Annotated in this window: 26 protein-coding genes; 16 read left to right on the top strand and 10 right to left on the bottom strand. The window is 74.0% G+C overall.

Annotated elements, in window-relative coordinates; translation table 11 throughout:
* The first annotated feature begins 41 nt into the window (after nt 1–41).
* Nucleotides 42–1,139, top strand: a complete 1,098-nt coding sequence (locus AWH51_RS08200; protein ID WP_063071595.1) for a hypothetical protein — start codon at nt 42–44, stop codon at nt 1,137–1,139.
* Between the two features lie 10 nt (nt 1,140–1,149).
* Here AWH51_RS08200 and AWH51_RS08195 read toward each other — a convergent pair whose 3' ends face one another.
* On the bottom strand, nt 1,150–2,220 hold the full coding sequence (locus tag AWH51_RS08195) for a LacI family DNA-binding transcriptional regulator (RefSeq protein WP_175345490.1): 1,071 nt from the start codon (nt 2,218–2,220) through the stop codon (nt 1,150–1,152).
* Nucleotides 2,221–2,330: 110 nt separating this feature from the next.
* Here AWH51_RS08195 and AWH51_RS08190 point away from each other — a divergent pair, with 110 nt between their 5' ends.
* The 4 genes from AWH51_RS08190 (at nt 2,331) to AWH51_RS08175 (ending at nt 7,558) form a co-directional block, all read left to right on the top strand.
* Complete coding sequence (locus tag AWH51_RS08190; protein WP_063071593.1) at nt 2,331–3,272, top strand: carbohydrate ABC transporter permease; 942 nt, start codon at nt 2,331–2,333, stop codon at nt 3,270–3,272.
* Between the two features lie 2 nt (nt 3,273–3,274).
* Nucleotides 3,275–4,225, top strand: a complete 951-nt coding sequence (locus tag AWH51_RS08185) for a carbohydrate ABC transporter permease (RefSeq protein ID WP_063071592.1) — start codon at nt 3,275–3,277, stop codon at nt 4,223–4,225.
* Between the two features lie 61 nt (nt 4,226–4,286).
* Nucleotides 4,287–5,639 carry an ABC transporter substrate-binding protein gene (locus AWH51_RS08180; protein ID WP_063071591.1) on the top strand — a complete coding sequence of 451 codons (1,353 nt, stop codon included), beginning with the start codon at nt 4,287–4,289 and terminating at the stop codon, nt 5,637–5,639.
* An 83-nt stretch (nt 5,640–5,722) separates the two neighbouring features.
* Nucleotides 5,723–7,558: a glycoside hydrolase family 35 protein gene (locus AWH51_RS08175; RefSeq protein WP_063071590.1), complete on the top strand. Its 1,836-nt coding sequence runs from the start codon at nt 5,723–5,725 to the stop codon at nt 7,556–7,558.
* Between the two features lie 19 nt (nt 7,559–7,577).
* On the opposite strand, the gene AWH51_RS08170 is transcribed toward AWH51_RS08175, so the two are convergent.
* Both AWH51_RS08170 and AWH51_RS08165 read right to left on the bottom strand, forming a co-directional pair.
* Nucleotides 7,578–7,955, bottom strand: coding sequence for a hypothetical protein (locus AWH51_RS08170; protein ID WP_063071589.1), 378 nt, complete (start codon nt 7,953–7,955; stop codon nt 7,578–7,580).
* Nucleotides 7,936–8,166 (bottom strand): hypothetical protein, encoded by a 231-nt coding sequence (locus tag AWH51_RS08165; protein ID WP_063071588.1) that lies wholly within the window; start codon nt 8,164–8,166, stop codon nt 7,936–7,938. The genes AWH51_RS08170 and AWH51_RS08165 overlap by 20 nt, the downstream gene beginning before the upstream one ends.
* Nucleotides 8,167–8,417: 251 nt before the next feature.
* Here AWH51_RS08165 and AWH51_RS08160 point away from each other — a divergent pair, with 251 nt between their 5' ends.
* The 4 genes from AWH51_RS08160 to AWH51_RS08145 are packed head-to-tail and all read left to right on the top strand — an operon-like array spanning nt 8,418 to nt 12,720.
* A complete protein-coding gene (locus tag AWH51_RS08160) occupies nt 8,418–9,908 on the top strand; it encodes an aldehyde dehydrogenase family protein (protein WP_063071587.1) in 1,491 nt (496 codons plus the stop codon).
* A complete protein-coding gene (gene rfaE2, locus AWH51_RS08155) occupies nt 9,905–11,491 on the top strand; it encodes a D-glycero-beta-D-manno-heptose 1-phosphate adenylyltransferase (RefSeq protein ID WP_063071586.1) in 1,587 nt (528 codons plus the stop codon). Before AWH51_RS08160 ends, rfaE2 begins: the two co-directional genes overlap by 4 nt.
* A complete protein-coding gene (locus tag AWH51_RS08150; protein WP_081234980.1) occupies nt 11,488–12,507 on the top strand; it encodes a glycosyltransferase family 2 protein in 1,020 nt (339 codons plus the stop codon). Before rfaE2 ends, AWH51_RS08150 begins: the two co-directional genes overlap by 4 nt.
* A gap of 21 nt (nt 12,508–12,528) precedes the next feature.
* Nucleotides 12,529–12,720 carry a DUF2795 domain-containing protein gene (locus AWH51_RS08145; RefSeq protein WP_063071585.1) on the top strand — a complete coding sequence of 64 codons (192 nt, stop codon included), beginning with the start codon at nt 12,529–12,531 and terminating at the stop codon, nt 12,718–12,720.
* Between the two features lie 73 nt (nt 12,721–12,793).
* On the opposite strand, the gene AWH51_RS16270 is transcribed toward AWH51_RS08145, so the two are convergent.
* Nucleotides 12,794–12,934, bottom strand: a complete 141-nt coding sequence (locus AWH51_RS16270; protein ID WP_175345489.1) for a hypothetical protein — start codon at nt 12,932–12,934, stop codon at nt 12,794–12,796.
* 57 nt (nt 12,935–12,991) lie between these two features.
* Between AWH51_RS16270 and AWH51_RS08140 the strand changes: the two genes are divergently transcribed.
* A complete protein-coding gene (locus AWH51_RS08140; RefSeq protein ID WP_063071584.1) occupies nt 12,992–13,507 on the top strand; it encodes a DUF2087 domain-containing protein in 516 nt (171 codons plus the stop codon).
* 8 nt (nt 13,508–13,515) lie between these two features.
* On the opposite strand, the gene AWH51_RS08135 is transcribed toward AWH51_RS08140, so the two are convergent.
* The 4 genes from AWH51_RS08135 to AWH51_RS08120 all read right to left on the bottom strand — a co-directional run bounded on the left by AWH51_RS08135 (nt 13,516) and on the right by AWH51_RS08120 (nt 17,002).
* Entirely contained in the window at nt 13,516–14,757 is a 1,242-nt protein-coding gene (locus AWH51_RS08135; RefSeq protein ID WP_063071583.1) for a PP2C family protein-serine/threonine phosphatase, read from the bottom strand.
* Between the two features lie 148 nt (nt 14,758–14,905).
* Entirely contained in the window at nt 14,906–16,231 is a 1,326-nt protein-coding gene (locus AWH51_RS08130) for a PP2C family protein-serine/threonine phosphatase (protein WP_063071582.1), read from the bottom strand.
* A complete protein-coding gene (locus AWH51_RS08125; RefSeq protein WP_063071581.1) occupies nt 16,228–16,671 on the bottom strand; it encodes an ATP-binding protein in 444 nt (147 codons plus the stop codon). Before AWH51_RS08125 ends, AWH51_RS08130 begins: the two co-directional genes overlap by 4 nt.
* Entirely contained in the window at nt 16,664–17,002 is a 339-nt protein-coding gene (locus AWH51_RS08120; protein ID WP_063071580.1) for an STAS domain-containing protein, read from the bottom strand. The genes AWH51_RS08125 and AWH51_RS08120 overlap by 8 nt, the downstream gene beginning before the upstream one ends.
* Nucleotides 17,003–17,273: 271 nt before the next feature.
* On the opposite strand from AWH51_RS08120, the gene AWH51_RS08115 reads away from it, so the two are divergent.
* The gene (locus AWH51_RS08115) at nt 17,274–17,633 is read left to right on the top strand and encodes a hypothetical protein (protein WP_063071579.1); all 360 of its coding nucleotides are present in this window, start codon (nt 17,274–17,276) and stop codon (nt 17,631–17,633) included.
* A gap of 20 nt (nt 17,634–17,653) precedes the next feature.
* On the opposite strand, the gene AWH51_RS08110 is transcribed toward AWH51_RS08115, so the two are convergent.
* Complete coding sequence (locus AWH51_RS08110; protein WP_063071578.1) at nt 17,654–18,298, bottom strand: histidine phosphatase family protein; 645 nt, start codon at nt 18,296–18,298, stop codon at nt 17,654–17,656.
* A gap of 88 nt (nt 18,299–18,386) precedes the next feature.
* Here AWH51_RS08110 and AWH51_RS08105 point away from each other — a divergent pair, with 88 nt between their 5' ends.
* The 4 genes from AWH51_RS08105 to AWH51_RS08095 all read left to right on the top strand — a co-directional run bounded on the left by AWH51_RS08105 (nt 18,387) and on the right by AWH51_RS08095 (nt 21,629).
* Complete coding sequence (locus AWH51_RS08105) at nt 18,387–18,761, top strand: hypothetical protein (RefSeq protein ID WP_063071577.1); 375 nt, start codon at nt 18,387–18,389, stop codon at nt 18,759–18,761.
* A 2-nt stretch (nt 18,762–18,763) separates the two neighbouring features.
* Nucleotides 18,764–19,588: a nitroreductase family protein gene (locus tag AWH51_RS08100; RefSeq protein WP_063071576.1), complete on the top strand. Its 825-nt coding sequence runs from the start codon at nt 18,764–18,766 to the stop codon at nt 19,586–19,588.
* Nucleotides 19,589–19,591: 3 nt separating this feature from the next.
* Nucleotides 19,592–19,756, top strand: a complete 165-nt coding sequence (locus AWH51_RS16265; RefSeq protein ID WP_175345488.1) for a hypothetical protein — start codon at nt 19,592–19,594, stop codon at nt 19,754–19,756.
* Between the two features lie 301 nt (nt 19,757–20,057).
* The gene (locus AWH51_RS08095) at nt 20,058–21,629 is read left to right on the top strand and encodes an ABC-F family ATP-binding cassette domain-containing protein (protein ID WP_063071575.1); all 1,572 of its coding nucleotides are present in this window, start codon (nt 20,058–20,060) and stop codon (nt 21,627–21,629) included.
* Nucleotides 21,630–21,635: 6 nt separating this feature from the next.
* On the opposite strand, the gene AWH51_RS08090 is transcribed toward AWH51_RS08095, so the two are convergent.
* The gene (locus tag AWH51_RS08090) at nt 21,636–22,058 is read right to left on the bottom strand and encodes a GNAT family N-acetyltransferase (protein WP_063071574.1); all 423 of its coding nucleotides are present in this window, start codon (nt 22,056–22,058) and stop codon (nt 21,636–21,638) included.
* A gap of 113 nt (nt 22,059–22,171) precedes the next feature.
* Here AWH51_RS08090 and AWH51_RS08085 point away from each other — a divergent pair, with 113 nt between their 5' ends.
* Complete coding sequence (locus AWH51_RS08085) at nt 22,172–23,293, top strand: ice-binding family protein (protein ID WP_063071573.1); 1,122 nt, start codon at nt 22,172–22,174, stop codon at nt 23,291–23,293.
* Nucleotides 23,294–23,417: the final 124 nt, after the last annotated feature.

Here is a 23,417-nt window from a genome sequence, read left to right as displayed (position 1 = left end):
GTCGCGGCCCGCGGGCCACGGCGCCTCTCCGAGAGGCATCCATGCGCATCCGTCCCCTGCCCGCCGCGCTCGCCGGCACGCTCCTCCTCGTCGCCCTCACGGGCACCGGCCCGACCGCTCCGGCGGACGCCGCCGCTCCCGCCGCCGCCGCGACGACCACCAGCGCCGCCCTCACCTCGGGCTCGTCCGCGACCGGCGCCGGCGCGACCGCCCGCGTCGCCAGCGTCGATGCGCTGCGCACCGCGATCGCGAAGCACGTGCACCACATCGTCATCACCACGTCGCTCTACGGCGGCCCCTCTCCCGTCTTCGTCGACGTGCTCGACGCGGCATCGAGCGGCACGCTCATCGAGGGCGCCACCCCGACCGTGGAGCTCGTGAACATCCAGCTGCGGATCTACGACCACACCTACGCGGGCGCCCTCCACGACGTGACCGTGCGCGACCTCACCCTGCACGGCCGCCTCTCCGACCTCGTCGCGCTCTCCGGCGCCGCGACGAGGCCGCACGGCGCGGGCGTCAACTACGAGGCCATCAGCGTGCGCGGTGCCGCGCACGTGACCATCGACCGCATCGTCGCGTACGACACCACCGACGACCTCATGTCGGTGACCCGCGGGGCCGACGACGTCACCATCTCGAACAGCACGTTCTCCTACTCGCGCGCGTACGCGGACATCGATCCGAGCATCCGCTGGGACTGGGGCTTCGGCCTCCAGCCGCTCGCCTCCGAGCGCCTCGGGATCCTCGTCGGCGCGAACGCGCAGGACAGCTACGCCACCACCGGGCACCTCCACGTGAACCTGGTGGGCGACCACATCGGACCGCTCATGCGGGGGCGGCCGCTGCTCCGCGGCGACGTCGACGTGAAGGGGGTGGTCTTCGACAACACGCAGGCCGGATCCGGCCAGTACGCCGCCCTCGAGGTCGGCAGCGGCGGCCGCGTCATCGTGGAGGGCTGCCGGTTCGACCACTCGAACAACCCCATCGCGATCCACCTCGACTCACCCGGGGACACCTACGCGCTGTTCGAGGGCGGCAACACCTTCATGCAGACGACGGGCACGGTCGCACCGGGCAAGCCGCTGCCGCCGCGCGCATCCCGCGCGACGTCGGCACGAGGGGTCGTGCGCACCTGACGCGGAGCGCTCAGCCGCGGGTCGCCCGGGAGCTGGCCCGCGGCGCCGCCGCGCTCTCGCGCACCACGAGCCGCGTCGGCACGATGCGGTCGTGCGACGGCTCGCGCCCCTCAAGCATCTCCAGCAACACCTGCATGGAGCGGCGGCCGATCTCGGTGAAGTCCTGGTGCACGGTCGTGAGCGGCGGCCAGAACGAGCTCGACTCCTCCGTGTCGTCGAAGCCGACCACGCTGATGTCCCCCGGCACGTCGCGGCCCAGCTCGTGCAGCGCGTGCAGGATCCCGAGGGCCATCTGGTCGTTCGCGGCCACGATGCCGGTGATGTCGGCGCGCTGCCCGAGCTCCTTCCCGATGCGGTAGCCGGACGCGGTGGTCCAGTCGCCCTGCGCGGGATCCTCCGGGGAGAGCCCGGCGTCGACCATCGTCGCGCGCCACTCCGCCGCGCGCCGGGCCGCGGAGTACGAGGTGGACGGGCCGGCGACGTGCACGATCGCGGTGTGGCCGAGGTCCAGCAGGTGCTGGGTGACGAGCCGCGTGCCCTGCTCCTGGTCGGTGTCGACGACCACGAACGGGTCGCCCGCGTCGGAGTCGATGATCACGACGGGCAGCCCCACGGGGATGATCACGTCGGCGCGGTCGAGCATGTGCGCCTCGATGATGATGACGACCCCGTCGACCGCCTCCTCCTGCAGCCGGCTGAACGCGCCGGCCACCTCCCCCTCGGTGGGGTGCGGCACGGGCATCAGCGTGATCGTGTACCCGGCATCGGATGCGGCGGTGACGATCGCGTCGAGCGTGCGCATGTTCCCGAGGGTGGAGAGCGTGAACATGATGATGCCGATGCTGCGGAAGCGGCCGGTCTTCAGCGCCCGGGCCGCGCTGTTCGGCCGGTAGCCGAGCTCGGCCATCGCGTCGACCACGCGCTGGCGGGTCGAGGCCTCCACGTTCTGCGCGCCGTTGGACACGCGGGAGACGGTCTGGGCGGAGACGCCGGCGTGCGCCGCGACGTCCGCCATCGACACGGTGCGGCCGCCGGGCGTGCGCCGGCCGCCCGACTTGACGGCCGACGGTGGAGATGTCATGGTTGCGAGCATCACAGATGTTTGCGCAAACACCCAATCTTCCCGAGGTGGGTGACAGCCCTCCCCCGACGGGCTGATGGCGCCGCGATCCCCCGACGAAGTGGAAGCACATGACGACGATGTCGACCTCGGCCGCCCGGCCGACGGCGCCCGACGCAGCCCGCCCGAGCGGCGCCCCGATGCGACGCGACAAGCGACGCTGGACGGGGCTGTGGTTCGTGGCCCCGTTCCTCGTGGTCTTCCTCGTCGTGCTCATCGCGCCCGTCGGCTACTCGATCTACCTCAGCCTGTTCCAGGAGCGGATGATCGGTGGCAACTCGTTCGTCGGCATCGACAACTACACGCGTGCCTTCCGGGACGCGCAGTTCTGGGAGGCCCTCGGCCGCGTCGCGCTGTTCCTCGTGGTGCAGGTGCCGATCATGCTGTTCGTCGCCCTCTTCGCGGCGCTCGCGCTCGACTCGGCCCGCCTCCACCTCACGGCGTTCTTCCGCATCTCGATCTTCCTGCCCTACGCCGTCCCCGCGGTCGTCGCGGCGCTCATGTGGGGCTTCATCTACGGCAACCGCTTCGGCCTCGTCGGCAACCTGGAGCAGGCCACCGGCTGGGACCTCCCCGACCTGCTCTCGCAGAGCTGGATCCTCGCGTCGATCGGCAACATCGTCACGTGGGAGTTCGTCGGCTACAACATGCTGCTGTTCTACGCGGCCCTCCGCGTCATCTCGCCCGACCTCTACGAGGCCGCCGAGCTCGACGGCGCGGGCCCGTTCCGCATCGTCACCGGCATCAAGCTGCCCGCCATCCGCGGTGCGCTGGTCATCGGCGTGATCTTCTCGATCATCGGCAGCTTCCAGCTCTTCAACGAGCCGAACATCCTGCAGACGCTGGCGCCGAACGGCATCAGCTCGTTCTTCACGCCGAACATGTACGCCTACAACCTGTCCTTCGCGGGACAGGAGTTCAACTACTCCGCCGCCATCGCGATCATCATGGGCGTCCTGACGATGGTGGTCGCCTACGTGGTGCAGCTCGTCGGCACCCGGAAGGACAGCTGACCGTGTCGACCCTCACCGGAACCCCCCTCGCCGCGCCCGACGCCGGCACGCCCGTCCGCGACGCCCCGGCGGACCGCTCGCCCAAGCGCCGCCGCTCCGCCGGCGCCCCGCGCGAGCGCCGCAGCATCGTGCTCACCATCGTGATGTCGCTGCTGCTCATCTACTCCGTGCTCCCCCTGTTCTGGCTCCTGGTCAACTCGACCAAGACGCAGGACGCGCTGTTCAGCTCGTTCGGCCTCTGGTTCTCGGGCGACTTCGCGCTGTGGGACAACATCCAGGGCGTGCTGACCTACGGCAACGGCGAGTTCGTGCGCTGGCTCGGCAACACGCTGATCTACGTGGTCGTCGGAGCGGGCGGCGCCACGCTGCTCGCCACCCTCGCGGGCTACGGCCTGGCGAAGTTCGACTTCCCGGGCAAGAAGATCGTGTTCGCGGTGGTGCTCGGCGCCGTCGCGATCCCGGGCACGGCCCTCGCGGTGCCGACCTTCCTGCTCTTCAGCCAGATGGGCCTCACCAACACCCCGTGGGCGATCATCCTGCCGTCGCTCATCAGCCCCTTCGGCCTGTATCTCATCTGGACCTACGCGGTCGACTCGGTGCCCGAGGAGATCCTCGAGGCGGCGCGGATCGACGGCTCGAGCGAGATCCGCACCTTCTTCACGATCAGCCTGCGGCTCCTGTCGCCCGGCCTCATCACGGTGCTGCTGTTCTCGATCGTCGCGACCTGGAACAACTACTTCCTGCCCCTGATCATGCTGAGCGACTCCCGCTGGTACCCCCTCACGGTGGGCCTCAACCAGTGGAACGCGCAGTCCACCACCGTGGGCGGCCAGCCGATCTACAACCTCGTCATCACGGGCTCGTTCCTCGCGATCATCCCGATCGTGATCGCGTTCCTCTTCCTCCAGCGCTACTGGCAGTCCGGCCTCTCGGCCGGCGGCGTCAAGGCGTAGCGCCCTCCGACAGCTCCTCCGCACCTCCCCTCACCACCACGAAGAAGTGAAAGGCACCACCATGTCCATCTCGTTCCCCCGCAGGGCGAAGCGCGCCATCGCGCTCGGCCTCGGCATCGTCCTCGCGGGCTCGCTCGCGGCGTGCTCCTCCGGATCCGGCGGCGCCAGCGCCGACTCCGCCTCGGCCGACGACCTCGCGAAGGCCCTCGACACGCAGTCCTCCATCACCGTCTGGGGCTGGGCCCCGGCCATCAAGCCGATCGCGGAGGCGTTCGAGAAGGCGCACCCGAAGGTCACGGTCGACGTGCAGAACGTCGGCACCGGCGCCGACCAGTACACGAAGCTCCAGAACGCCATCAAGGCGGGCAAGGGCGCCCCCGACGTGGCGCAGATCGAGTACTTCGCGATCCCGCAGTTCGCGCTCGGCAAGTCCCTCGCCGACCTCTCGGGCTACGGCTACACGGACCTGAAGGACCAGTTCACGGCGTCCACCTGGAACGCCGTCACCGAGGGCGACGCCCTCTACGCGCTGCCGCAGGACTCGGGCCCCATGGCGATGTTCTACCGCCAGGACGTCTTCGACAAGTACCAGATCGCCGTCCCCACCACGTGGGACGAGTACGTCGCCGCGGCGGAGAAGATGCACGCCGCCGACCCGAACCAGTACATCACCAGCGACTCCGGCGACGCCGGCTTCACCACGAGCATGATCTGGCAGGCCGGCGGCAAGCCCTACAAGGTCGACGGCGACAAGGTCACCATCGACATGCAGGACGCGGGCGCCAAGAAGTACACGGCCATGTGGAACAAGCTCGTCGAGGGCGGCTCGCTCGCCCAGACGCCCGGCTGGACCGACGAGTGGTTCCGCGGCCTCGGCGACGGATCCATCGCGACGCTGATCACCGGCGCCTGGATGCCCGGCAACCTCGAGGCGCAGGCCACCGCGGGCTCCGGCCAGTGGCGCGTCGCCCCCATGCCGCAGTACAGCGCGGGCGACACCGCGACGGCGGAGAGCGGCGGATCCTCCATCGCCGTCATGCAGCAGTCGGCCAACAAGCTCGTCGCGGCGGAGTTCGCGAAGTTCACGACCGCGAACGAGGAGGGTCGCAAGATCTCCTTCGACGCCGGCGGCTTCCCCTCCACCACGGCCGACCTGAACAGCCCCGAGTTCCTCGCCGAGGCGCCCGAGTACTTCGGCGGGCAGAAGATCAACGAGGTGCTCAGCGCGGCCTCGAAGGAGGTCGTCCCGGACTGGCAGTACCTGCCCTTCCAGGTCTACACGAACAGCATCTTCAGCGACTCGGCCTCGTCGGCGTACTCCGGCGGCACCTCGCTCGACCCCGTCCTCGAGGCGTGGGGCAAGGCGGCTGCCGAGTACGGCCAGCAGCAGGGCTTCACCGTCGACGTGAAGTAGCAGCACCCGCACGACGAGGGGAGGTGCGACGCGAGTCGCGCCTCCCCTCTCCCCTGCCATCCCGCACCCCTGAGGACACGACCATGCCCGGCCTCCCCGCCACCAGCACCCGCTTCCGCATCGGCGCCGACGACTTCGAGCTCGACGGCCGACCGCACCGCGTCATCGCGGGCGCGCTCCACTACTTCCGCGTGCACCCCGACCAGTGGGCCGACCGGATCCGCAAGGCCCGCCTCATGGGCCTCGACACCATCGAGACGTACGTCGCCTGGAACGCCCACTCCCCCGAGCGCGGCGCGTTCGACACGAGCGACGGCCTCGACCTCGGCCGCTTCCTCGACCTGGTGCACGCGGAGGGCATGCACGCGATCGTGCGCCCCGGCCCCTACATCTGCGCGGAGTGGGACGGCGGCGGGCTCCCCGGCTGGCTGTTCGAGGATCCCGCGGTGGGCGTCCGCCGCAGCGAGCCGCTGTACCTCGCGGCCGTCGACGAGTTCCTCCGCCGCGTGTACGAGATCGTCGCGCCGCGGCAGATCGACATGGGCGGGCCCGTGATCCTCGTGCAGATCGAGAATGAGTACGGCGCGTACGGCGACGACGCCGACTACCTCCGGCACCTCGTCGACCTCACGCGCGAGTCCGGCATCATCGTGCCGCTGACGACCGTCGACCAGCCCACCGACGAGATGCTCTCCCGCGGCAGCCTCGACGAGCTGCACCGCACGGGATCCTTCGGCTCGCGCGCCACCGAGCGCCTCGCGACCCTGCGCCGCCACCAGCCGACCGGGCCGCTCATGTGCAGCGAGTTCTGGGACGGCTGGTTCGACCACTGGGGCGAGCACCACCACACGACCTCCGCGGCCGACGCCGCCGCCGAGCTGGACGCGCTCCTCGCCGCGGGCGCGTCCGTGAACATCTACATGTTCCACGGCGGCACGAACTTCGGCTTCACGAACGGCGCCAACCACAAGGGCACGTACCAGTCGCACGTCACCTCGTACGACTACGACGCCCCGCTGGACGAGACCGGATCCCCGACCCCCAAGTTCTTCGCGTTCCGCGACGTGATCGCGCGGTACCGGGACGTGCCCGACGAGGTGCCCGCGCAGCGCGGCGATGCGCCCGCGTTCCGGACGGCGTTCGACGCGGTCGTGCCGCTCGCGGACCTCGTGGCGGATCCCGCCGCCTGGCGCGCGACGCCCGCCGTGCCGTCGATGGACGCGCTCGGCGTGTTCCGCGGGTTCGCGCTGCACCGCGTCGCGCTGCCCGCGTCCGACGATGCGCGCGTGCTGTCGTTCGGCGAGGTGCGCGACCGCGCCGTGGTGTCGGTGGACGGCGTACGCGTCGGCGTGATCCAGCGCGACCAGCACGAGACGGCGATCGCGGTGCCGCCCGGCCGGATGCTCGAGGTGCTCGTGGAGGACCAGGGGCGCGTGAACTACGGCGTGCGCATCGGCGAGGCGAAGGGCCTCATCGGGCCGGCGACGCTCGACGGCGAGGAGCTCACGGGCTGGGAGAGCCTGCCGCTCGACCTCGGCGCGATGGCCGCGGCGGTGGCGTCGGCGGCCGTCATCGCGGACGCGCCGCGCGGGCCCGAGGTGCCGGACGCGGACGCGTCGGCTGAGCCCGATGCGCCCGTCCGCTTCCTCGACGGGCCCGTGCTCGCGCACGCGTCGTTCGAGCTGGAGGCGCCCGCCGACCTCTTCCTCGACACGCGCTCGTGGGGCAAGGGCGTCGCGTTCGTCAACGGCTTCGCGCTCGGCCGCTACTGGACCCGCGGCCCGCAGCACACGCTCTACGTGCCGGGCGCGCAGCTCCGCGCGGGCCGCAACGACCTCGTGGTGTTCGAGACGGGTGCGGCGGCGGATCCGGTCGTGGCGTTCCTGGCGCAGCCGGAGCTGGGGCACCTGGAGCCGTAGCCGCGCGCGGCCGGAGCGCTCAGCTGACGAGCTTCTCGGCGACGAGGAGCTCGTGCACCGCGCGGCGCACGAGCTCCGCCTGCTCCAGCCCGCTGCGCCGCTCCAGCTCGCGGAAGGCCGCGGAGTCGGCGGCGGAGATGACGGCGCGGACGACCGACTCGGAGGCGGGGCTCGGGTCCGGGTCCGCGGTCGCGCGCTTCTCGGCGTCGTACCGCCGGGCATCCTCGATCGCCTTCTCGATGGCCTCCATGGATCCGTACTCGCGGAGCATGAAGGCGCGCCCGTAGGCGGCCGCGGCCTCGCCCGTCAGCGGCGGACCCATGGCCTCGACGGGGCGGTCGGGATCCGTGAGTCGCGTGGCGAGGGCTTCGTACTCCTCATCCGTCATGTCGGCCATCCGGGTGCTCCTCTCGATAACGGCGGTACTTCGGGCCCAGCGGCATGGCGTGGAAGACGAGTGCCTCCCGCCGTGCTCCGGGGAACGTCCTCACCAGGATCTCCACCTCGCGCTCCGTCTGACCATGGGGGTGGCCGATGTAGAGCGTGATGCGTCCGCCATCAGGTTCCTCGCTGCGCAGGTGCTGGACGTAGTTCGGATGGAGGAGCATGTGGACCTGGTCGTCCTGGGGAACGCCGTGCTTCTCGGACGAGGGCGCCCATCGCGGTGTCATGGACGCACCATGTCGGCGGGTGCGCGCCCAATGTAGCCGACCAGCGCATCCGGGGACCAGGGGCGGATCCGGACTTCGGGGAGGAGCCGACGCCCCGTGTGGGACACCGGGGAAGTGGGTACGGGCCGGGTGGCGCGCGAGCGCCCCCGGCCGCGCATCCGCGGGCCGCCGACCCCGCGAGGAGACCTGTGACCACGGACACCGCACTCGACCTGGACGCCCTGATCGACCCCGAGGAGCCCGAGGCCGGACCCGGGACGCTGCGGATCACGGATCCGCGCGACGGCTCGCCCGTGGGCGACATCGACGCGTCGAGCCCCGAGGAGGTGGACGCCGCGGTGCGCCGCTCGGTCGCCGCATCCGCCGCCTGGGCCGCGATGCCGCCCGCCCAGCGCGGACAGGCCGTGCGCCGTGCCGCCCACGCGCTCGCCGAGCACGCGGAGGAGCTCGCCGCCCTCAACGCGCGCGAGACCGGAAAGCCCATCGGCGACGCGCTCGGCGGCGTCGGCGCGGGCGTCGACACGCTGCTCCAGTACTCCGAGCTCGGGCCCGTGCACCGCGGGAAGAGCCTGCTCGGCACGCTCCCGAACGTCGACTTCTCGGTGCCGCGGCCGCGCGGGGTCACGGTCGCGCTCACGCCGTGGAACGATCCCGTCGCGGTCGCGGCCGGCATCATCGGCGCGGCGCTCGTGATGGGCAACACCGTGGTCCACAAGCCGAGCGAGCGCTGCCCGCACACCGGCGAGCTGCTCGGGCGGATCCTCGCCGAGGCGCTGCCCGAGGGCGTGCTCGTGTCCGTGGTCGGCGGCGGCGACGTGGGCGACCGGCTCGTCGCGCACGAGGACACGCGCGTGGTCGCGCACGTCGGATCCACCGCCGCGGGCGAGGCCATCGCGCGCCGCGCCGCCGGCACCCCCACCCACGTGATCCGCGAGAACGGCGGCAACGACCCGCTCCTCGTCGACGCCGGGGTGGACCCCGCGTGGGCCGCCGCGCAGGCCGCCCTCGGGTCCTTCGCCAACGCCGGCCAGATCTGCACCTCGGTCGAGCGGATCTACGTGCACGCCGCCATCGCCGACCGCTTCACCGCCGCGCTCGTCGCGGAGGCCGAGCGCTGGAACTCCTCCGGCGACCTCGGCCCGCTGGTCGACGAGCGCATGCGCGACGCCGTGCACGAGCAGATCGCGGAGGCGCTCACCGAGGGCGCCCGCGCGCTCGTCGGCGGGCGCGTGCCCGACGGCCCCGGATCCCGCTACCCCGCCACCGTGCTCGTCGACTGCACCGCCGACATGACCGTCATGACGGCCGAGACGTTCGGCCCCGTCGCGGCCGTGCAGGTCGTCGCGGACTTCGACGAGGCGCTCGCCCGCGCATCCGACGACCGGTACGGGCTCGCCGCGAGCGTGCTCACGGGATCGATGGAGCACGCGCAGCGGGCGGCCGCCGAGCTGCCCGTCGGCACGATCAAGGTCAACGGCGTCTTCGGCGGCGCACCCGGCGGCGCCGCGCAGCCCCGCGGGCGTAGCGGATCCGGCTTCGGCTACGGCCCCGAGCTCCTCGACGAGATGAGCACCACGACGGTCGTTCACCTCGGGCTGCCGGTGCTCGACGCGGGCGACGTCACCCCGGCCGAGGCATCCTCCGGCTCGGTCAGCACCGACGCGGGCGACGCGCGATGACCAGCGAGCTGCGCGGCATCATCGGCCTGCTCGCGGAGCGCCGGCCCACCGTCACGGTCATCGGCGACGTGATCCTCGACGAGTGGTGGCGCGGCCACAGCGACCGCATGACCCGCGAGGCGCCGGCGCCCGTCGTGGACGTGACCGAGCGGATCCAGTCGCTCGGCGGCGCCGCGAACACCGCGGTGAACCTCGCGAGCCTCGGCGGCACCGTGCGGATGGTCGGCCTCGTCGGCCAGGACGCCGCGGGCGACCGCGTGCGCGACCTGCTGCTGGCGGCGGGCGTCGACGTGTCCGGCCTCGTGCACTCGCCGCGCCTCCGCACCACCACCAAGACGCGCATCGTGGGCGACGACCAGGTGATCGTGCGGGTCGACGACGTGCACCGCGGATCCGTGCACCGCGACGACGCGCGCGCCCTCGCCCGCGCCGCGCTGGAGGCCACCGCCGACGCGGACGCCGAGATCGTCTCCGACTACGGCACCGGCACGCTGCACGGCGTGGTGCTCGAGTCGCTCGCCGCGCGGTCGAGCCGCCCCGGCCTCACCGTGGTCGATGCGCACGATCCCGCCATGTGGGCGCCGCTCCGCCCCGACCTCATCACGCCGAACGCGGGCGAGACCGGCCGCCTGATCGATCGTCCGCTCGCGCGCGACGAGGACCGGGCCGCCGTCATCGCGGGGCTCGCCGACGCGGTGCTCGCCGCCTCCGGATCCGCGACCGCCGTCGTCACGCTCGACCGCGACGGCACCGTGGTGCTCGGCGCGGGCGAGCCGTACCGCACGCGCGCGCATCCGGTGCCGGAGAAGCAGGCGTCCGGCGCGGGCGACACGTTCGTCGCCGCCCTCACGCTCGCGCGCGCCGTGGGCCTCCCGCTCCAGGTCAGCGCCGACTTCGCGCAGGCCGCGGCGGACGTCGTCGTGCGCCTGCCCGGCACGTCCGTGTGCTCCGCCGCGACCCTCGCCGACCACCTCGGCGAGACGCGCTCGCGCACCGTGTCGCAGGCGGAGCTCGTCGAGCTCGTGGCCGCCGAGCGCGCCGCGGGCCGCCGCATCGTCTTCACGAACGGCTGCTTCGATGTGCTGCACCGCGGCCACACGACCTACCTCCGGCAGGCCAAGCGGCTCGGCGACGTGCTCGTGGTGGCGCTCAACAGCGACGACTCCGTGCGGCGGCTGAAGGGATCCGACCGACCGGTGAACACCGCAGAGGACCGCGCGGGCGTGCTCGCCGAGCTCTCCTGCGTCGACGTGATCACCGTCTTCGACACCGACACCCCCATCCCGCTGCTCGAGGCGGTGCGGCCCGACGTCTACGCGAAGGGCGGCGACTACACGCCCGAGATGCTCGACGAGACCGCGGTGGTGCGCGGGTACGGCGGCGAGGTGTCGATCCTCGGCTACGTGCCGTCGCAGTCGACGAGCTCGATGGTGGACCGGATCCGCGCCTCCGCTCCCGACCCCGGGTTCACGCGGCGCGCGGGGACGGCGACGTCCGCGTCCGCCGCCCCGCCCGCCGGTCCCGACGCCGCCGCAGCCGCCCCCGAGACGGATCCGGAGCCCGCGCCGGGAGCTCCCCGGTGACCGCCGGCCGCAGCCGCCGCTGGTCGGGCGAGTGGGGCGCCGGCCGCGCGCCCGACGCGCCCGCGATCGACGTGCTCGTGCCCACCGCGGGCCGCACCGCCGAGCTCGCGGTGACGCTCTCGGGCCTCGCCGGGCAGGACGACCCGCCGTTCCGCGTGATCGTGAGCGACCAGTCGGACGGATCCCGCGCATCCGTCGAGCCGAGCGTGCAGGGCATGGTCCGCGTGCTCCGCGCGCAGGGCCGCGAGGTCGAGGTGGTCGCGCACCTGCCGCGTCGCGGGATCGCCGAGCACCGGGCGTCGCTGCTCGCGCGCGCCACGGCCGACGCCGTGCTGTTCCTCGACGACGACGTGTGGCTGGAGCCCGGCATGCTGCGGCGGATGCACGACGCCCTCGAGGCGCTCGACATCGGCTTCGTCGGCGCCGCCGTGCAGGGCCTCAGCTACCTCGACGACCGCCGCGCGCACGAGGCCGCCGCCTTCACCCCGTGGGGCGACGGGGTCGAGCCGGAGCGCATCCGCCGGGGCACCCCGGGCTTCGACCGCTGGCCGCTGCACAACGCCGCGAACCTCGCCCACATCGCCGCCGACCTCGACCTCGAGGTCGACACCTGGCTCGCGTACCGGATCGCGTGGGTCGGCGGCTGCGTGCTCTACCGGCGCCGCGCGCTGGTGGAGACGGGCGGCTTCGACTTCTGGGAGCTGCTGCCCGAGCGGCACTCCGGCGAGGACGTCGCGGCGCAGTGGCGCGTGATGGAGCGCTTCGGCGGCGCGGGCATCGTCCCGAGCGGTGCCGTGCACCTCGAGGCCCCGACCACGCTGCCCGTGCGTGAGGTCGACGCGTTCGACGTGCTGTTCGCGGCGGAGGCGGCGGAGCGGCCGGATGCGGCGGAGCGGCCGGATGCGCCGGATGCGCCGGAGCCGTCGGATCCCCAGGAAGAGCACCTAGGCGACGTGCCGCCGGAGGAGTCGACTCGATCCGTGGGCGGCGTGGACCTCCGCGCCGACCGCTCCTGATCACCGACGAGAGGACACCCCATGGCCATCAATCCCATCGAGCTCCAGAAGCACCTCAGCGGCCTCGACTACCCGGCGTCGAAGGACGCGATCGTGAAGAAGGCGGAGGAGTCGGGCGCCGACTCCGGCACGCTCGACGCGCTCCGGAAGATCGCCGACAAGGAGTACGACGCCCCGACCGCGATCAACCAGGCGGTCTCCGACGCGAGCTGATCCGCTCCCGCACGACACGACGGCCCCCGTCCTCCTGGTGAGGACGGGGGCCGTCGTGCGTGGTGGGCCGCACTCAGGGTCGGTACTGCTGCGGCTTCTCGAACCCCATCGGGTCGCCGTTCGCCGGGTTCTGGCCGTCACCGGCCATGCGGCCCTTGCCGAGCACGTAGAGGATCCGCGACAGGGCGCGGCCGAGGAGGCGGAGGACGGGCATGTCCCGACCGTATCCGTCCCGCTCGGCGCGCCGGAAGGCGCCGGGCAGGATGGGGGCATGGACCACATCGACCCGCGCCGCATCGCCGCCGTGCTCGCCGACGCGGAGATGCGGGCCGCGTACGCGCGCGTCGTGCTCGGCTCCTCCCTCGGCGACGCCCTCGCGCACCTCTCCCCCGCCCGACGCACGAAGGCCGCACGCGCGCTCACCGGATCGGGGCTGGTGGCGGTCGCGGAGGACGACACCGCGACCGCGCCCGACGCCGTCTTCCGCGCGATCCTCGCCCAGCAGCCCGCGACCCCGCCCGCCCAGGGCGTCGAGCGCTTCCTCCGCGACGGCCGCATCGCGCAGTGGCCGGCCTCCCCGGCCGACCTCGACGACCTGCTGCGGCACGTCGTCGCCCAGGTGCTGGATCCGGAAGAGGTCCTCGACGAGAAGGCCCTCACCGCGCGCCTGGTCCGCCTCACCGACGACCACGCGCTGCTCCGCCGCCACCTCGTGGACGCGGGCCTCGTGCTGCGGACGCGCTCGGGATCCGAGTACGCGCGGGCCGAGCAGCCTGCGGCGGTGTAGTCGGAGGCTCAGGCCCCGCCCGCGTACCGCACGCACACCGCCGTCACGTCGTCGCCGACGCGCACGCCGGCCACCGCGTCGTGGATGCGCTGCACCGTCTCCGCGGCGTCGGCCGCGTCCCGCACGAGCTCCACGAGCGGCACGACCGAGTCGAGCGAGCCGTCGAAGAGGTCGAGGGCGCCGTCGGTGAAGGCGAGGAGGCGGTCGCCCGGGCGGAGCTCGCCCGCGGCCGTCGTCCAGGTGGCGTCCGGCACGACGCCGAGCGGCAGCCCGAGGGCCGGCAGCGTCTCGTGCGACCCGTCCGCGCGGAGCACCAGGGTGAGGCCGTGGCCGCCGTCGGCGTAGGCGAAGGCGCCGGTGGATCCATCGACCCGGCAGTGCAGGAAGGTCGCGAACGTCTCGGTCGCGTCGAGGTCGGTCTGGAGCTGCGCCTGCACGGCGCTCACGGTGCGCTCGACGTCGGCTCCCCGGTGCGCCTGGAAGCCGGAGCGGACGGCCGAGGCGAGGATCGCCGCGCCCGCGCCCTTGCCCATCACGTCGGCGAGGGTCACGTGGAGGCCGTCGGCGTCCTCGCCCCACGAGTAGAAGTCGCCGCCGACGCCGCGCGACGGGATGCTGATCCCGGCCAGCTCGAAGTCGGGCCAGAGCGGCCGGTCGACGGGCAGGAGCCGCCGCTGGATCTCCCCGGCCGCCTCCTCGTCCGCGCTGTCGCGGAGCTCGCGCTCCACCCACGCGCCCATCTCGTCGAGCAGCTTCTCCTGCGCGGGGTCGAGGTCGCGCGGCTCGGTGTCGACGAGGCACAGCGTGCCGACGGTCTGGCCGCCCGCGCGGAGCGGCCGCCCGGCGTAGAAGCGGATGTGCCGCGGCCCGGTGACCGTGGTGCGCTCGGCGAAGCGCGCGTCCCGGGTGGCGTCCGGCACGACGAGGAGGTCGGGCGAGCGGATGGTCACGTCGCAGAACGACTGCGTGCGGTCGGAGAGCAGCGAGACCCCGTGCGGCTGCGGCGACTTCGTGAACTGGTCGGTGTCGGCCACCAGGTTGATCTCGGCCACGGGCACGTCGAACATCTCGCGCGCGATGCGGGTGACGCGGTCGAAGCGCTCCTCGGCCGCGGATCCGACGAGCCGCAGGTCGTGCACGGCCCGCAGGCGCACCAGCTCGTCCTCGGCTCCGAGCGCCGCGGGCATCTCGGTGGACCGGCCGGACGGAGGCGAGCCGACCGAGCGCGCGACGGGTTGCTGCATGGTCATGTCGTCGTCCCCCTGCGTGTCCCGGCGCCGGCCGCACCGGACGGGAGACCCGACCGGCGCACGATCCCCCCGGATCCGGGCGCCTGGGCCGAGTGTACGTGCGCGTCCTGGGCGTGGACCGAGCCCGGACGACCCGTCTCCGGGGGCCTCACGCCTCCCGGCGGAGGACCAGCACGGTCACGTCGTCCGGGTTCTCCTGGCCGGCGGCGAGCGCCGTGATCCGCTCCACGAGCTCCTCCGCGGACGCCGACTCGCGCGCCAGCTCGGCCACCCGGTCGACCGCGCCGAGGGTGCCGTCGTAGAGGTCGAGCACGCCGTCGCTGAAGGTCACGATGAGGTCGCCGGGGTCGAGTCGCAGCGCGTGCGACCTCCAGCCCGAGGCGCCGGGCACGCCCACCGGCAGGTCGGCCGACTCGAGGCGCTCGTGCGACCCGTCCGCGCGGACCAGCGCGGTGAGCCCGTGGCCCGCATCCGCGTAGAGCACGGTGTGGTCCTCGGCGCGCACGCGGGCGTGGAAGACCGTGGCGAACGTCGAGGTCTCGCCGAGCTCCGCGGTGAAGCAGTCGGCGGTGCGCTCGATGGCGACGACCGGATCCGGCACGTTCTTCGCGCTGCGCACGACCGCGCGCGCGGTGGCCGCGATGATCCCGGCGCCCATGCCCTTGCCCATGACGTCGCCGAGCGTGAACGCCAGGCCCTCCTTCACGGGGTACCAGTCGAAGAAGTCCCCGCCCACGGCCTTCGACGGTAGGCACGCGCCGGCGACCTGGTAGCCGGGCAGCGGCACGAGCGCCTTGGGCAGGAGGGCCTGCTGCACCACGGAGGCGCGCCGCATCTCCTCCTGGCTCGCGCGCTCCCGGGCGCGCGACGCCTCGAGGCTCAGCCGCGTGAGCCGCGACAGCTCGTTGACGACGAAGGCGGCGAGCGCGAAGGCCACGGCGCTGTAGAAGCCGCGCCACAGCTCGTTCGCGTTCTGCTCGCCGAGCTCGAGGAGGAGCGGGAGGCCGAAGGTCACGTAGACGCCGACGAACGCGACGAGCACGTTCCACCGGCCGGGGTTCAGGCCGAACCAGACCACGGGGAGGATCACGAGGGTCCCGTAGATGGAGGCGTTCTCGCCCGTCGCGATCCGCAGCACGCCGATGGCGACCATGTCGAGCGCGGGCACGAGGTTCGTGAGGCGGGCGCGTTCCCGGCGCAGCGCGACGGCGGCGGCCAGCAGGGTCGCGAGCGCGACCAGCGCGATGGAGATCAGGAGGGCGCGCGGCGAGGTGACGGTGAGGGTCGGCACGGCGAGGGTCATCACCACGGCGAGCCCGAACATCGCGACCATCGGCAGCTGCTTGACGAGCGCGGTCGGGCCCGCCGGACCGATCGCCCGCGGACCCGTCTGCGGCACCCATGCCATGCGCTCGACCCAGGCCGGCGCCGGCCGCGAGGAGAAGACGCGCGGCAGCTTGAACGGCGTGCTCACGCCGGCGACCCGGCGGCGCCGTCGACCTCCGGCTCGGCGCGCGTGCGCCGGACGCTCCAGACGTTCTCGGCGCCGACGCGCTCGTAGGAGAGGTCGTCGCAGAGCAGCTGGACCATCGCGAGGCCGCGGCCGGACTCGGCGTCCTCGCCGGGCATCTCGCGCGGGGTGAGGCGGAAGTCGCCGGGCTCGGATCCGTCGCGCAGCCGCGCGCTCATCGTGCCGGCGTCGACGGTGACGCTCACCTCGCACGTGACGCCCTGGCCGTGGTCGGCGTGCTCGATGACGTTGGAGGCCAGCTCGATGAGGGCCGTCTCGAACGCCATGCGGTCGAGGGCGCCGATGTCGGGACGCTCGTCCCAGAGGCGGGCGATGAAGCCGTGCACGGCGTCGACGTCCTGGCCGGGCGAGCGGAGAGTCAGCGACCGCGTGGTCTCAGTCACGGTACGCGGCTTCGGACGTGGGCGACGCGATCAGCACGCGGTCGAGGTTCGACAGCTGCAGCACCATCGCGACCTGGGGTCCCGGGGCCGACAGCCGCAGGTCGCCGCCGGCGTCGCGGGCCGACTTGAGGCCGGCGATGAGCGCCCCCAGCCCGGACGAGTCGATGAAGTCGACCTCGGCGAGGTCCACCACTATCCGGGACGCCCCGCCGGCGAGCGCGTCGTGGACGGCCTCCCGGAGCTCCGGGGCCGAGGCCATGTTGAGCATGCCCGTCACGGCGACGACGGTGACGTCGTCCTCCCGGCGTGCGGTGGCGGTCGTGAACGCCATGGATCCCCCTCGCTTCGGACGCTGCGCCGGCGTCGGCATCCCCCCGGACGCGACGACGGTCCGTGCCCGGTCCGCGCAGTGCCCTGCGCTGATCCCCGGCATCCGTCCGGGCACATCCTCCCACAATCGAGGAAATACGATGAGGGGACGAAGGGTTCCGGATGGTGTCCGTGGAGCGCATCCGGCTGGCGACGGCCGGGCGCACGCGGCAGTGTCGCTCCGGGATCCCCCACCCGCCGAGCACGGCCCCCGGCCGCACGAGGAGACGACCGTGTCGACCGCACCCGAGCACGTCCCGACCGAGCGCCGCATCACGCGGCAGGCCATCGAGACCTCCATCGCGATGGCGTGGAACGCCGAGGGCGAGGTGCGCGGCCTGCCGCCGCTCGCCTGGCAGCTCGGCGGCCTGTGGGAGGGCATCCACTTCGCGGGCGACGCCGACGCGTACGCCCCCGAGCTGCGGCGCGAGATCGTCGAGTCGTGGATCGCGGGCCTCGGCCTCGCGGACGCCATCGACCTCACCGACGGCCCGCTCGCCCGCTCCGGCGACGACATGGTGTGGACGGGCGCGCTCGACGACGTGGTGTTCCAGCTGCGCTATCCGGCGACGGACGCGGATCCGGCCTGCTGAGCGGCGCGTGCGGAGCCGCGCTACCCGCGCCGCGCCGCCCGGCTCCCCGCGGGCCCGCTCTCGCGCCACCCGGATCCGTCGCGCTCCAGCTCGATGAGCTGCCCGTTGGCCCACACCAGCGAGCGGGTGAGCGCCGGCGAGCGCCCGAGCGCCGAGAGGTAGAGCACGCGCAGCAGGTAGCCGTGCGCGACCACGAGCGTGGTGCGCGGATCCGCCGCGACGTCGTCGAGGACCGCCCGCGCCCGGATCGCGGCCGCCGCCCACGTCTCGCCGCCGCCGGGCGCCGCGGGCTCGCCGTCCTCGCCCGTGAGCCAGGCCGCGAACGCCGCCCCGTGCACGGGGCCGCGCAGCTCGTCGCGCGTGATCCCCTCGAAGCCGCCGAAGTCGAGCTCCACCAGCTCGGCCCGCGGCTCGGGCACCACGCCCGGCGCGACGCCCTGCTCCTGCAGGATCCGCGCGGTGCTGCGGGCGCGCGACAGCGTGCTCACGAGGATCCGCTCCACGCCCTCCCCGCGCAGCCGCGCCGCGAGGGGCGCGAGCTGCTCCGCCGCGTCGTCGTCGACGTCGATGTCGGTGCGCGAGTCGTACCGGTACTCCCGGTTCCAGGGCGTCGGCGCGTGCCGGGTGAGGAGCAGGCGCGCGGGGGCGGCCGGGGAGGTCTGCATGGGTCCATCCAACCGGGATCTCACCCGCGGCTGTGCGCCGCCGCCCGGGCCCGGTCGTCGTGCCGGGCCCGGACTAGCGTCGCAGGGGATGACCAGGAGCCGCACCCGCGCCGCGTCGCCCGGCGTGCGCATCGCCTTCGCCGCCGCGAGCGCCGCGTACCTCGCGAACTGCGCCATCGGGATCGCCGCGGCCACCCGGATCCTGCCGCCGCGCCCCGAGCTCCGCCTCCACCACCGCGCGTACCTGCTCACGAGCACCCTCACCGCGGTCGCGCTGGCCGTCGCGCTCCGGGCAGCCGCCCCCGGCCGCGCCGCCGGCCGTCGCGCCGCGCTCCGGCTCGCCCCCGCCCTGATCCCGCTCGCCGCGCTCCCCGCCGCCGGCACGCGCACCCGCCGGCACCCCGCCGTCGCCCTGACCGCCGCGCCCTGGTACGCCTGGGGCACCCTCACCGCCTGGAGATGAACGTGGAGTTCCTCGACGTCCTGCGCGCCCGGAAGACCACCAACGGCGCCTTCCTGCCCGATCCCGTGAGCGAGGAGCACCAGCGGCTCCTGATGGAGGTCGCGGGCCGCGCGCCGTCGCAGCTCAACAGCCAGCCGTGGCGCTTCGTGCTGATCGAGGAGCGCGACACCATCGAGCGCATCGCGGACATCAGCGGCGAGAGCATGACCGAGACGATGTCGAACGGCACGTTCTTCGAGCGCTACAAGCACCACTTCCGCTTCTCGCAGGAGGAGATGGACCGGCGCCGCGACGGCATGCTCTTCGACAGGCTGCCCGCGCCGCTGCGCCCCTTCACGAAGCAGGCCTTCACGCCGCGCGGCCAGGGGCTCATGAACGCGCTCCGGGTGCCGCAGACGCTCGGCCGCGAGAACCGGCGGCTCGTCGCGGGCAGCCCGCTGCTCATCGGCGTGATGCTCGACCGCGCCGAGGACCGCCCCGAGTCCCTCGCATCCTTCTACTCGACGTTCTCGCTGGGCGCGGCGATGGAGAACGTCTGGCTGACGACCGTGGAGCTCGGCATGGGGATCCAGTTCATCTCGTTCCCGATGGAGATCCGCGCGCAGTGGACCCGCGTCGAGGAGCTGCTCCGCGTGCCGCCGGAGCTCCAGCTCATGGCCGTCTACCGGCTTGGATACCTGCCGCCGGAGGCCCGCCGCCCCGCGATCGACTGGTCGAGCCGCGAGCGCAAGCGCCCGTCGCAGTACGTGTTCCGCGGCACGTGCGACACCCCGCAGGAGGGGTGGGACGAGCCCGCCGAGCCCGGCCGCCCCGTCGACCGGAGCTGACGCGTGGCCGACGACGGCTGGGTGCGCGGATCGGGGATCCAGACGCACGCCGCGTCCTACGACCCCGACGGCCGCTTCACCCACCTGAACTTCCCCGGCAGCCTCGACCTCGACCACGCCCCGCGCCTGGTCGAGGACCCGCAGAGCGCCCGCACGCTCCCCGGCTGACGCGCGCCCGCGGGCTGCCCTTGCCCCGCCGCCGCCCGACCGCGTAGGTTGCCAGGCGTACCCCGTCGCGACCCGACGCCTCCGGTGCGGCCGACACACCGGCCGGTCGGTCCGGCCGCGGACACGGGGGCTCCCCGCCTGGAAGTCGGACCGATGCGCCTCACCCCCGGTACTGCGCCCCTCGCGCAGCAGCTGATCACGCACTGACGACCCCCGCGCGCGCCCGCATCCCCGGGCCGCGCCCTCCGCCTCGGCGGACCGGTGGTCGTCGTGCACCCGCATCGACCCACCGGGACGGCCCATGCCCTTCGCACCCTCCATCACGCTCGACCGCTGCACCTTCGCCTGGCCGGACGGCGCGCTCGTCCTCGACTCCGCCAGCGCGCGGTTCGGCCGCGGCACGACCGGCCTCGTCGGCCGCAACGGCGCCGGCAAGTCCACGCTCGTCCGGCTCGTCGTCGGCGACCTCGCGCCCGCATCCGGATCCATCGCCACCAGCGGACCGGTCGACCACCTTCCGCAGCGGCTCCGCACCGGCCCCGACGACACGGTCGCCGACCTCCTCGGGGTGCGCGCCCGGCTCCGGGCCCTGCGCGCGATCCTCGACGGGGATCCCGACCCGGCGCACTTCGACGCGCTCGGCGACGAGTGGGAAGTGGAGTCCCGCGCGGCCGCGGCGCTCCGCGACGTCGGTCTCGCCGAGGACGACCTCGACCGCCCCGTCGCGACCCTCTCCGGCGGGCAGGCCGTGCTCGTCGCGATCAGCGGGGTGCGCCTCCGCGGCCGGCCCGTCGCGATCCTCGACGAGCCGACCAACAGCCTCGACGGCCGGGCGCGCGGGATCCTCCTCGACCTCGTCGATGGCTGGCGCGGCGCACTGGTCGTCGTCAGCCACGACCGCGAGCTGCTCGAGCACGTGGACGAGGTGGCCGAGCTCCGGGACGGCCGGATCACCGTGACCGGCGGCGCGTTCCCGGAGCACGAGGAGCGCGTGGCCGGTGAGCAGGCGGCGGCCGAGCGGCGGATCCGCGCGGCCGAGCACGCGCACCGCGCCGAGCGCCGTCAGCGCATCGAGGCCGAGACGACGATCGCCCGCCGCGCGAAGGCCGGGGCGCGGGCGAGCGGGTCGATGCCGCGGATGGCCGCGAACGAGCGCCGGAAGCACGCGGAGGCGACGGCGGGGCGCCTCCACCGGGCCCACGCGGACGCCGAGCGGCAGGCGGCGGACGCGGTCGCCGAGGCCGAGTCGCACCTCCGGGAGGATGCGCCCGTGCGGCTCGACCTGCCGGGTCCCGGGCTCCCCGCCTCCCGACGCGTCGCCGAGATCACGGTCCGAGGCCGCGCACGCGTGCTGCGGGGGCCGGAGCGCATCGCGATCACGGGCGCGAACGGGGTGGGCAAGTCCACGCTGCTCGCGCAGCTCGTCGGGGCACCCGACGCACGTGAGCACCCGCTGCCCGACACCCGCGCCGTCGCCCTGACGGATCGGATCGCGTACCTCCCGCAGGGACGCGACGGGCTCGACGACGACCGCACCGTGCTGGAGAACGTGCGCCGGGCCGCGCCCGACGTGCCGCCCCGTGACCTGAGGAACCGGCTCGCGCGATTCCTCATCCGCGGCGACGCCGTCGACCGCCCGGCCGCGTCGCTCTCCGGCGGGGAGCGCTTCCGGGTGGCGCTCGCGGGGCTGCTGCTGGCGGATCCGCCGCCGCAGCTCCTCGTGCTCGACGAGCCGACGAACGACCTCGACATGGCGGGCGTCGACCGCCTCGTCGAGGCGCTCCGTGCCCACCGTGGCGCGCTCGTCATCGTCAGCCACGACCGGACGGTGCTCGACCGCCTCGACCTCGACGAGAGGATCGAGCTCGCGTGAGCCCCGTCAGGGCCGCCGCGCGAACGCCGCCAGCCCCTGCTCCCCGTGCGGCACGAAGCCGAGCGAGCGGTAGAACGGGTGCGAGCGCTCGGCGTCGTCGGTGCCGCCCGCGTCGGTGGTGAGCACGATGAGCGCGCAGTCCCGGTACCGGTCGCGCACGTGCTCGAGGAGCGCGCGGCCGACGCCGCCGCGCTGGCGGTCGGGGCGCACGAGGAGGTCCTGCACGTAGCAGATCGACACCCCGTCGCTCACGGTGCGCACGAGGCCGACGAGCGTGCCGGCGTCGTCGCGCGCGGTCGCGACGAGGTCGGATCCGGCGAGCGCCCGCTCGAGCCGCTCCGGGTCGCGCGTGTAGACGGTCCAGCCGACGGATCCGTAGAGCTCGACCAGCTCGTCGCGGGTCGGGATCTCGTCCACGGGGAGGGTCACCCCCACACCGTAACCGCCTGTGGACGGAGCGCCCGCAGCCCGCTGCTCCCTCGATACTGTCGCGGTTCCGCCCGCCATACCTCGGACGGCCCCAACTCGGACGAGAGAGCCCCATGCCCCAGTCGCGCCATGCCCGCACGCCCTCGTCCACGACCCGGAAGCGCTGCGGATCCGTCGCGCTGACCGCGGCCGTCGTCGCCGCCACCGCCGCCGGCGGTCTCGGAGCCGCGCTCCTCGCTCCCGCGAGCGCGTTCGCCGCCACCGCCACGGTCGGACTCGGCACCGCCGCCTCCTACTCGGTGCTCGCCGGCCAGGGCGTCACGAACACCGGCCTCACCACGCTCACGGCCGACCTCGGCACCAGCCCGTCCGCGTCGGTCACGGGCTTCCCGCCCGGCATCGTCGGCGGCGCCACGCACGCGGCCGACGCCGCGGCCGGCCAGGCCCAGTCCGACCTCACCACCGCCTACGTCGACGCGGCCGGCCGCCCCACCACCGCCGCCATCCCCGCCGACCTCGTCGGCGCCACGCTCACGCCCGGCGTCTACACCGCGGGCGGCCCGCTCGGCCTCACGGGCACCGTCACGCTCGACGCGCAGGGCGACCCGTCCGCGGTCTTCGTCATCCAGGCCCCCTCCACGCTCACCACCGGTTCGAGCAGCCGGGTCTCGCTCGTCAACGGCGCCCAGGCCTGCAACGTGTTCTGGCAGGTCTCGAGCTCGGCCAGCCTCGGCACGAACTCGGGCTTCGCCGGGTCGATCCTCGCGCTCACCTCCATCTCCGTCGGAACCGGCGCCACCGTCGACGGCCGCGCGCTCGCTCGCAACGGAGCCGTCACCCTCGACGACGACGCGTTCGTCGCCTCCACCTGCGGCAGCACCACCTCGCCCATCGGCTCGGGCTCCACGCCCGTCGTCACGCCCACCCCGGCGCCCTCGGCCTCGCCCGCCCCGACGCCCACGCCCGGCGGCGGCACGGGCGGCGGCACCGGCGGCGGAGGGGGCGGCGGCACCGGCGGCACGACCGGCGGATCCACGCCCACCCCGTCGCCCACGCCCACCTCCGGCGTCCCGTCGTCCACCCCTCCCGGCGACGTGCCGCCCCCGAGCGGCCACCTCCCCCGCACGGGCGGCGACGGCGCGCGCCTCATCCTCGAGCTGGGGCTCGGCGCCGCGGCGCTCGTGGCCGGCATCGTCGCGGTCATCGCGGTCCGCGCCCGCCGCCGCCGGGGCTAGCCGCACGGCGGCCGCACCACCGCATCACCCGACGCCCGTCCCCGCCTCGCGCGGGGGCGGGCGTCCGTCATGCGCACGACCCGGACGCCGAGGAGGAGCCGGTCTAGGGTCGGCAGGAGGAGCG

Source organism: Clavibacter tessellarius (assembly GCF_001618005.1).
GTDB lineage: Bacteria > Actinomycetota > Actinomycetes > Actinomycetales > Microbacteriaceae > Clavibacter > Clavibacter tessellarius_A.
This window is presented reverse-complemented; position numbering and strand designations above follow the sequence as displayed.

Bases quoted from the DNA above. Each gene is read 5' to 3' on its own strand.
- AWH51_RS08200 (WP_063071595.1), top strand. From the start codon at position 42: ATGCGCATCCGTCCCCTGCCCGCCGCGCTCGCCGGCACGCTCCTCCTC.
- AWH51_RS08195 (WP_175345490.1), bottom strand. From the start codon at position 2,220: ATGACATCTCCACCGTCGGCCGTCAAGTCGGGCGGCCGGCGCACGCCC.
- AWH51_RS08190 (WP_063071593.1), top strand. From the start codon at position 2,331: ATGACGACGATGTCGACCTCGGCCGCCCGGCCGACGGCGCCCGACGCA.
- AWH51_RS08180 (WP_063071591.1), top strand. From the start codon at position 4,287: ATGTCCATCTCGTTCCCCCGCAGGGCGAAGCGCGCCATCGCGCTCGGC.
- AWH51_RS08175 (WP_063071590.1), top strand. From the start codon at position 5,723: ATGCCCGGCCTCCCCGCCACCAGCACCCGCTTCCGCATCGGCGCCGAC.
- AWH51_RS08170 (WP_063071589.1), bottom strand. From the start codon at position 7,955: ATGGCCGACATGACGGATGAGGAGTACGAAGCCCTCGCCACGCGACTC.
- AWH51_RS08165 (WP_063071588.1), bottom strand. From the start codon at position 8,166: ATGCTCCTCCATCCGAACTACGTCCAGCACCTGCGCAGCGAGGAACCT.
- rfaE2 (WP_063071586.1), top strand. From the start codon at position 9,905: ATGACCAGCGAGCTGCGCGGCATCATCGGCCTGCTCGCGGAGCGCCGG.
- AWH51_RS08145 (WP_063071585.1), top strand. From the start codon at position 12,529: ATGGCCATCAATCCCATCGAGCTCCAGAAGCACCTCAGCGGCCTCGAC.
- AWH51_RS16270 (WP_175345489.1), bottom strand. From the start codon at position 12,934: ATGCCCGTCCTCCGCCTCCTCGGCCGCGCCCTGTCGCGGATCCTCTAC.
- AWH51_RS08140 (WP_063071584.1), top strand. From the start codon at position 12,992: ATGGACCACATCGACCCGCGCCGCATCGCCGCCGTGCTCGCCGACGCG.
- AWH51_RS08135 (WP_063071583.1), bottom strand. From the start codon at position 14,757: ATGACCATGCAGCAACCCGTCGCGCGCTCGGTCGGCTCGCCTCCGTCC.
- AWH51_RS08120 (WP_063071580.1), bottom strand. From the start codon at position 17,002: ATGGCGTTCACGACCGCCACCGCACGCCGGGAGGACGACGTCACCGTC.
- AWH51_RS08110 (WP_063071578.1), bottom strand. From the start codon at position 18,298: ATGCAGACCTCCCCGGCCGCCCCCGCGCGCCTGCTCCTCACCCGGCAC.
- AWH51_RS08105 (WP_063071577.1), top strand. From the start codon at position 18,387: ATGACCAGGAGCCGCACCCGCGCCGCGTCGCCCGGCGTGCGCATCGCC.
- AWH51_RS08095 (WP_063071575.1), top strand. From the start codon at position 20,058: ATGCCCTTCGCACCCTCCATCACGCTCGACCGCTGCACCTTCGCCTGG.
- AWH51_RS08085 (WP_063071573.1), top strand. From the start codon at position 22,172: ATGCCCCAGTCGCGCCATGCCCGCACGCCCTCGTCCACGACCCGGAAG.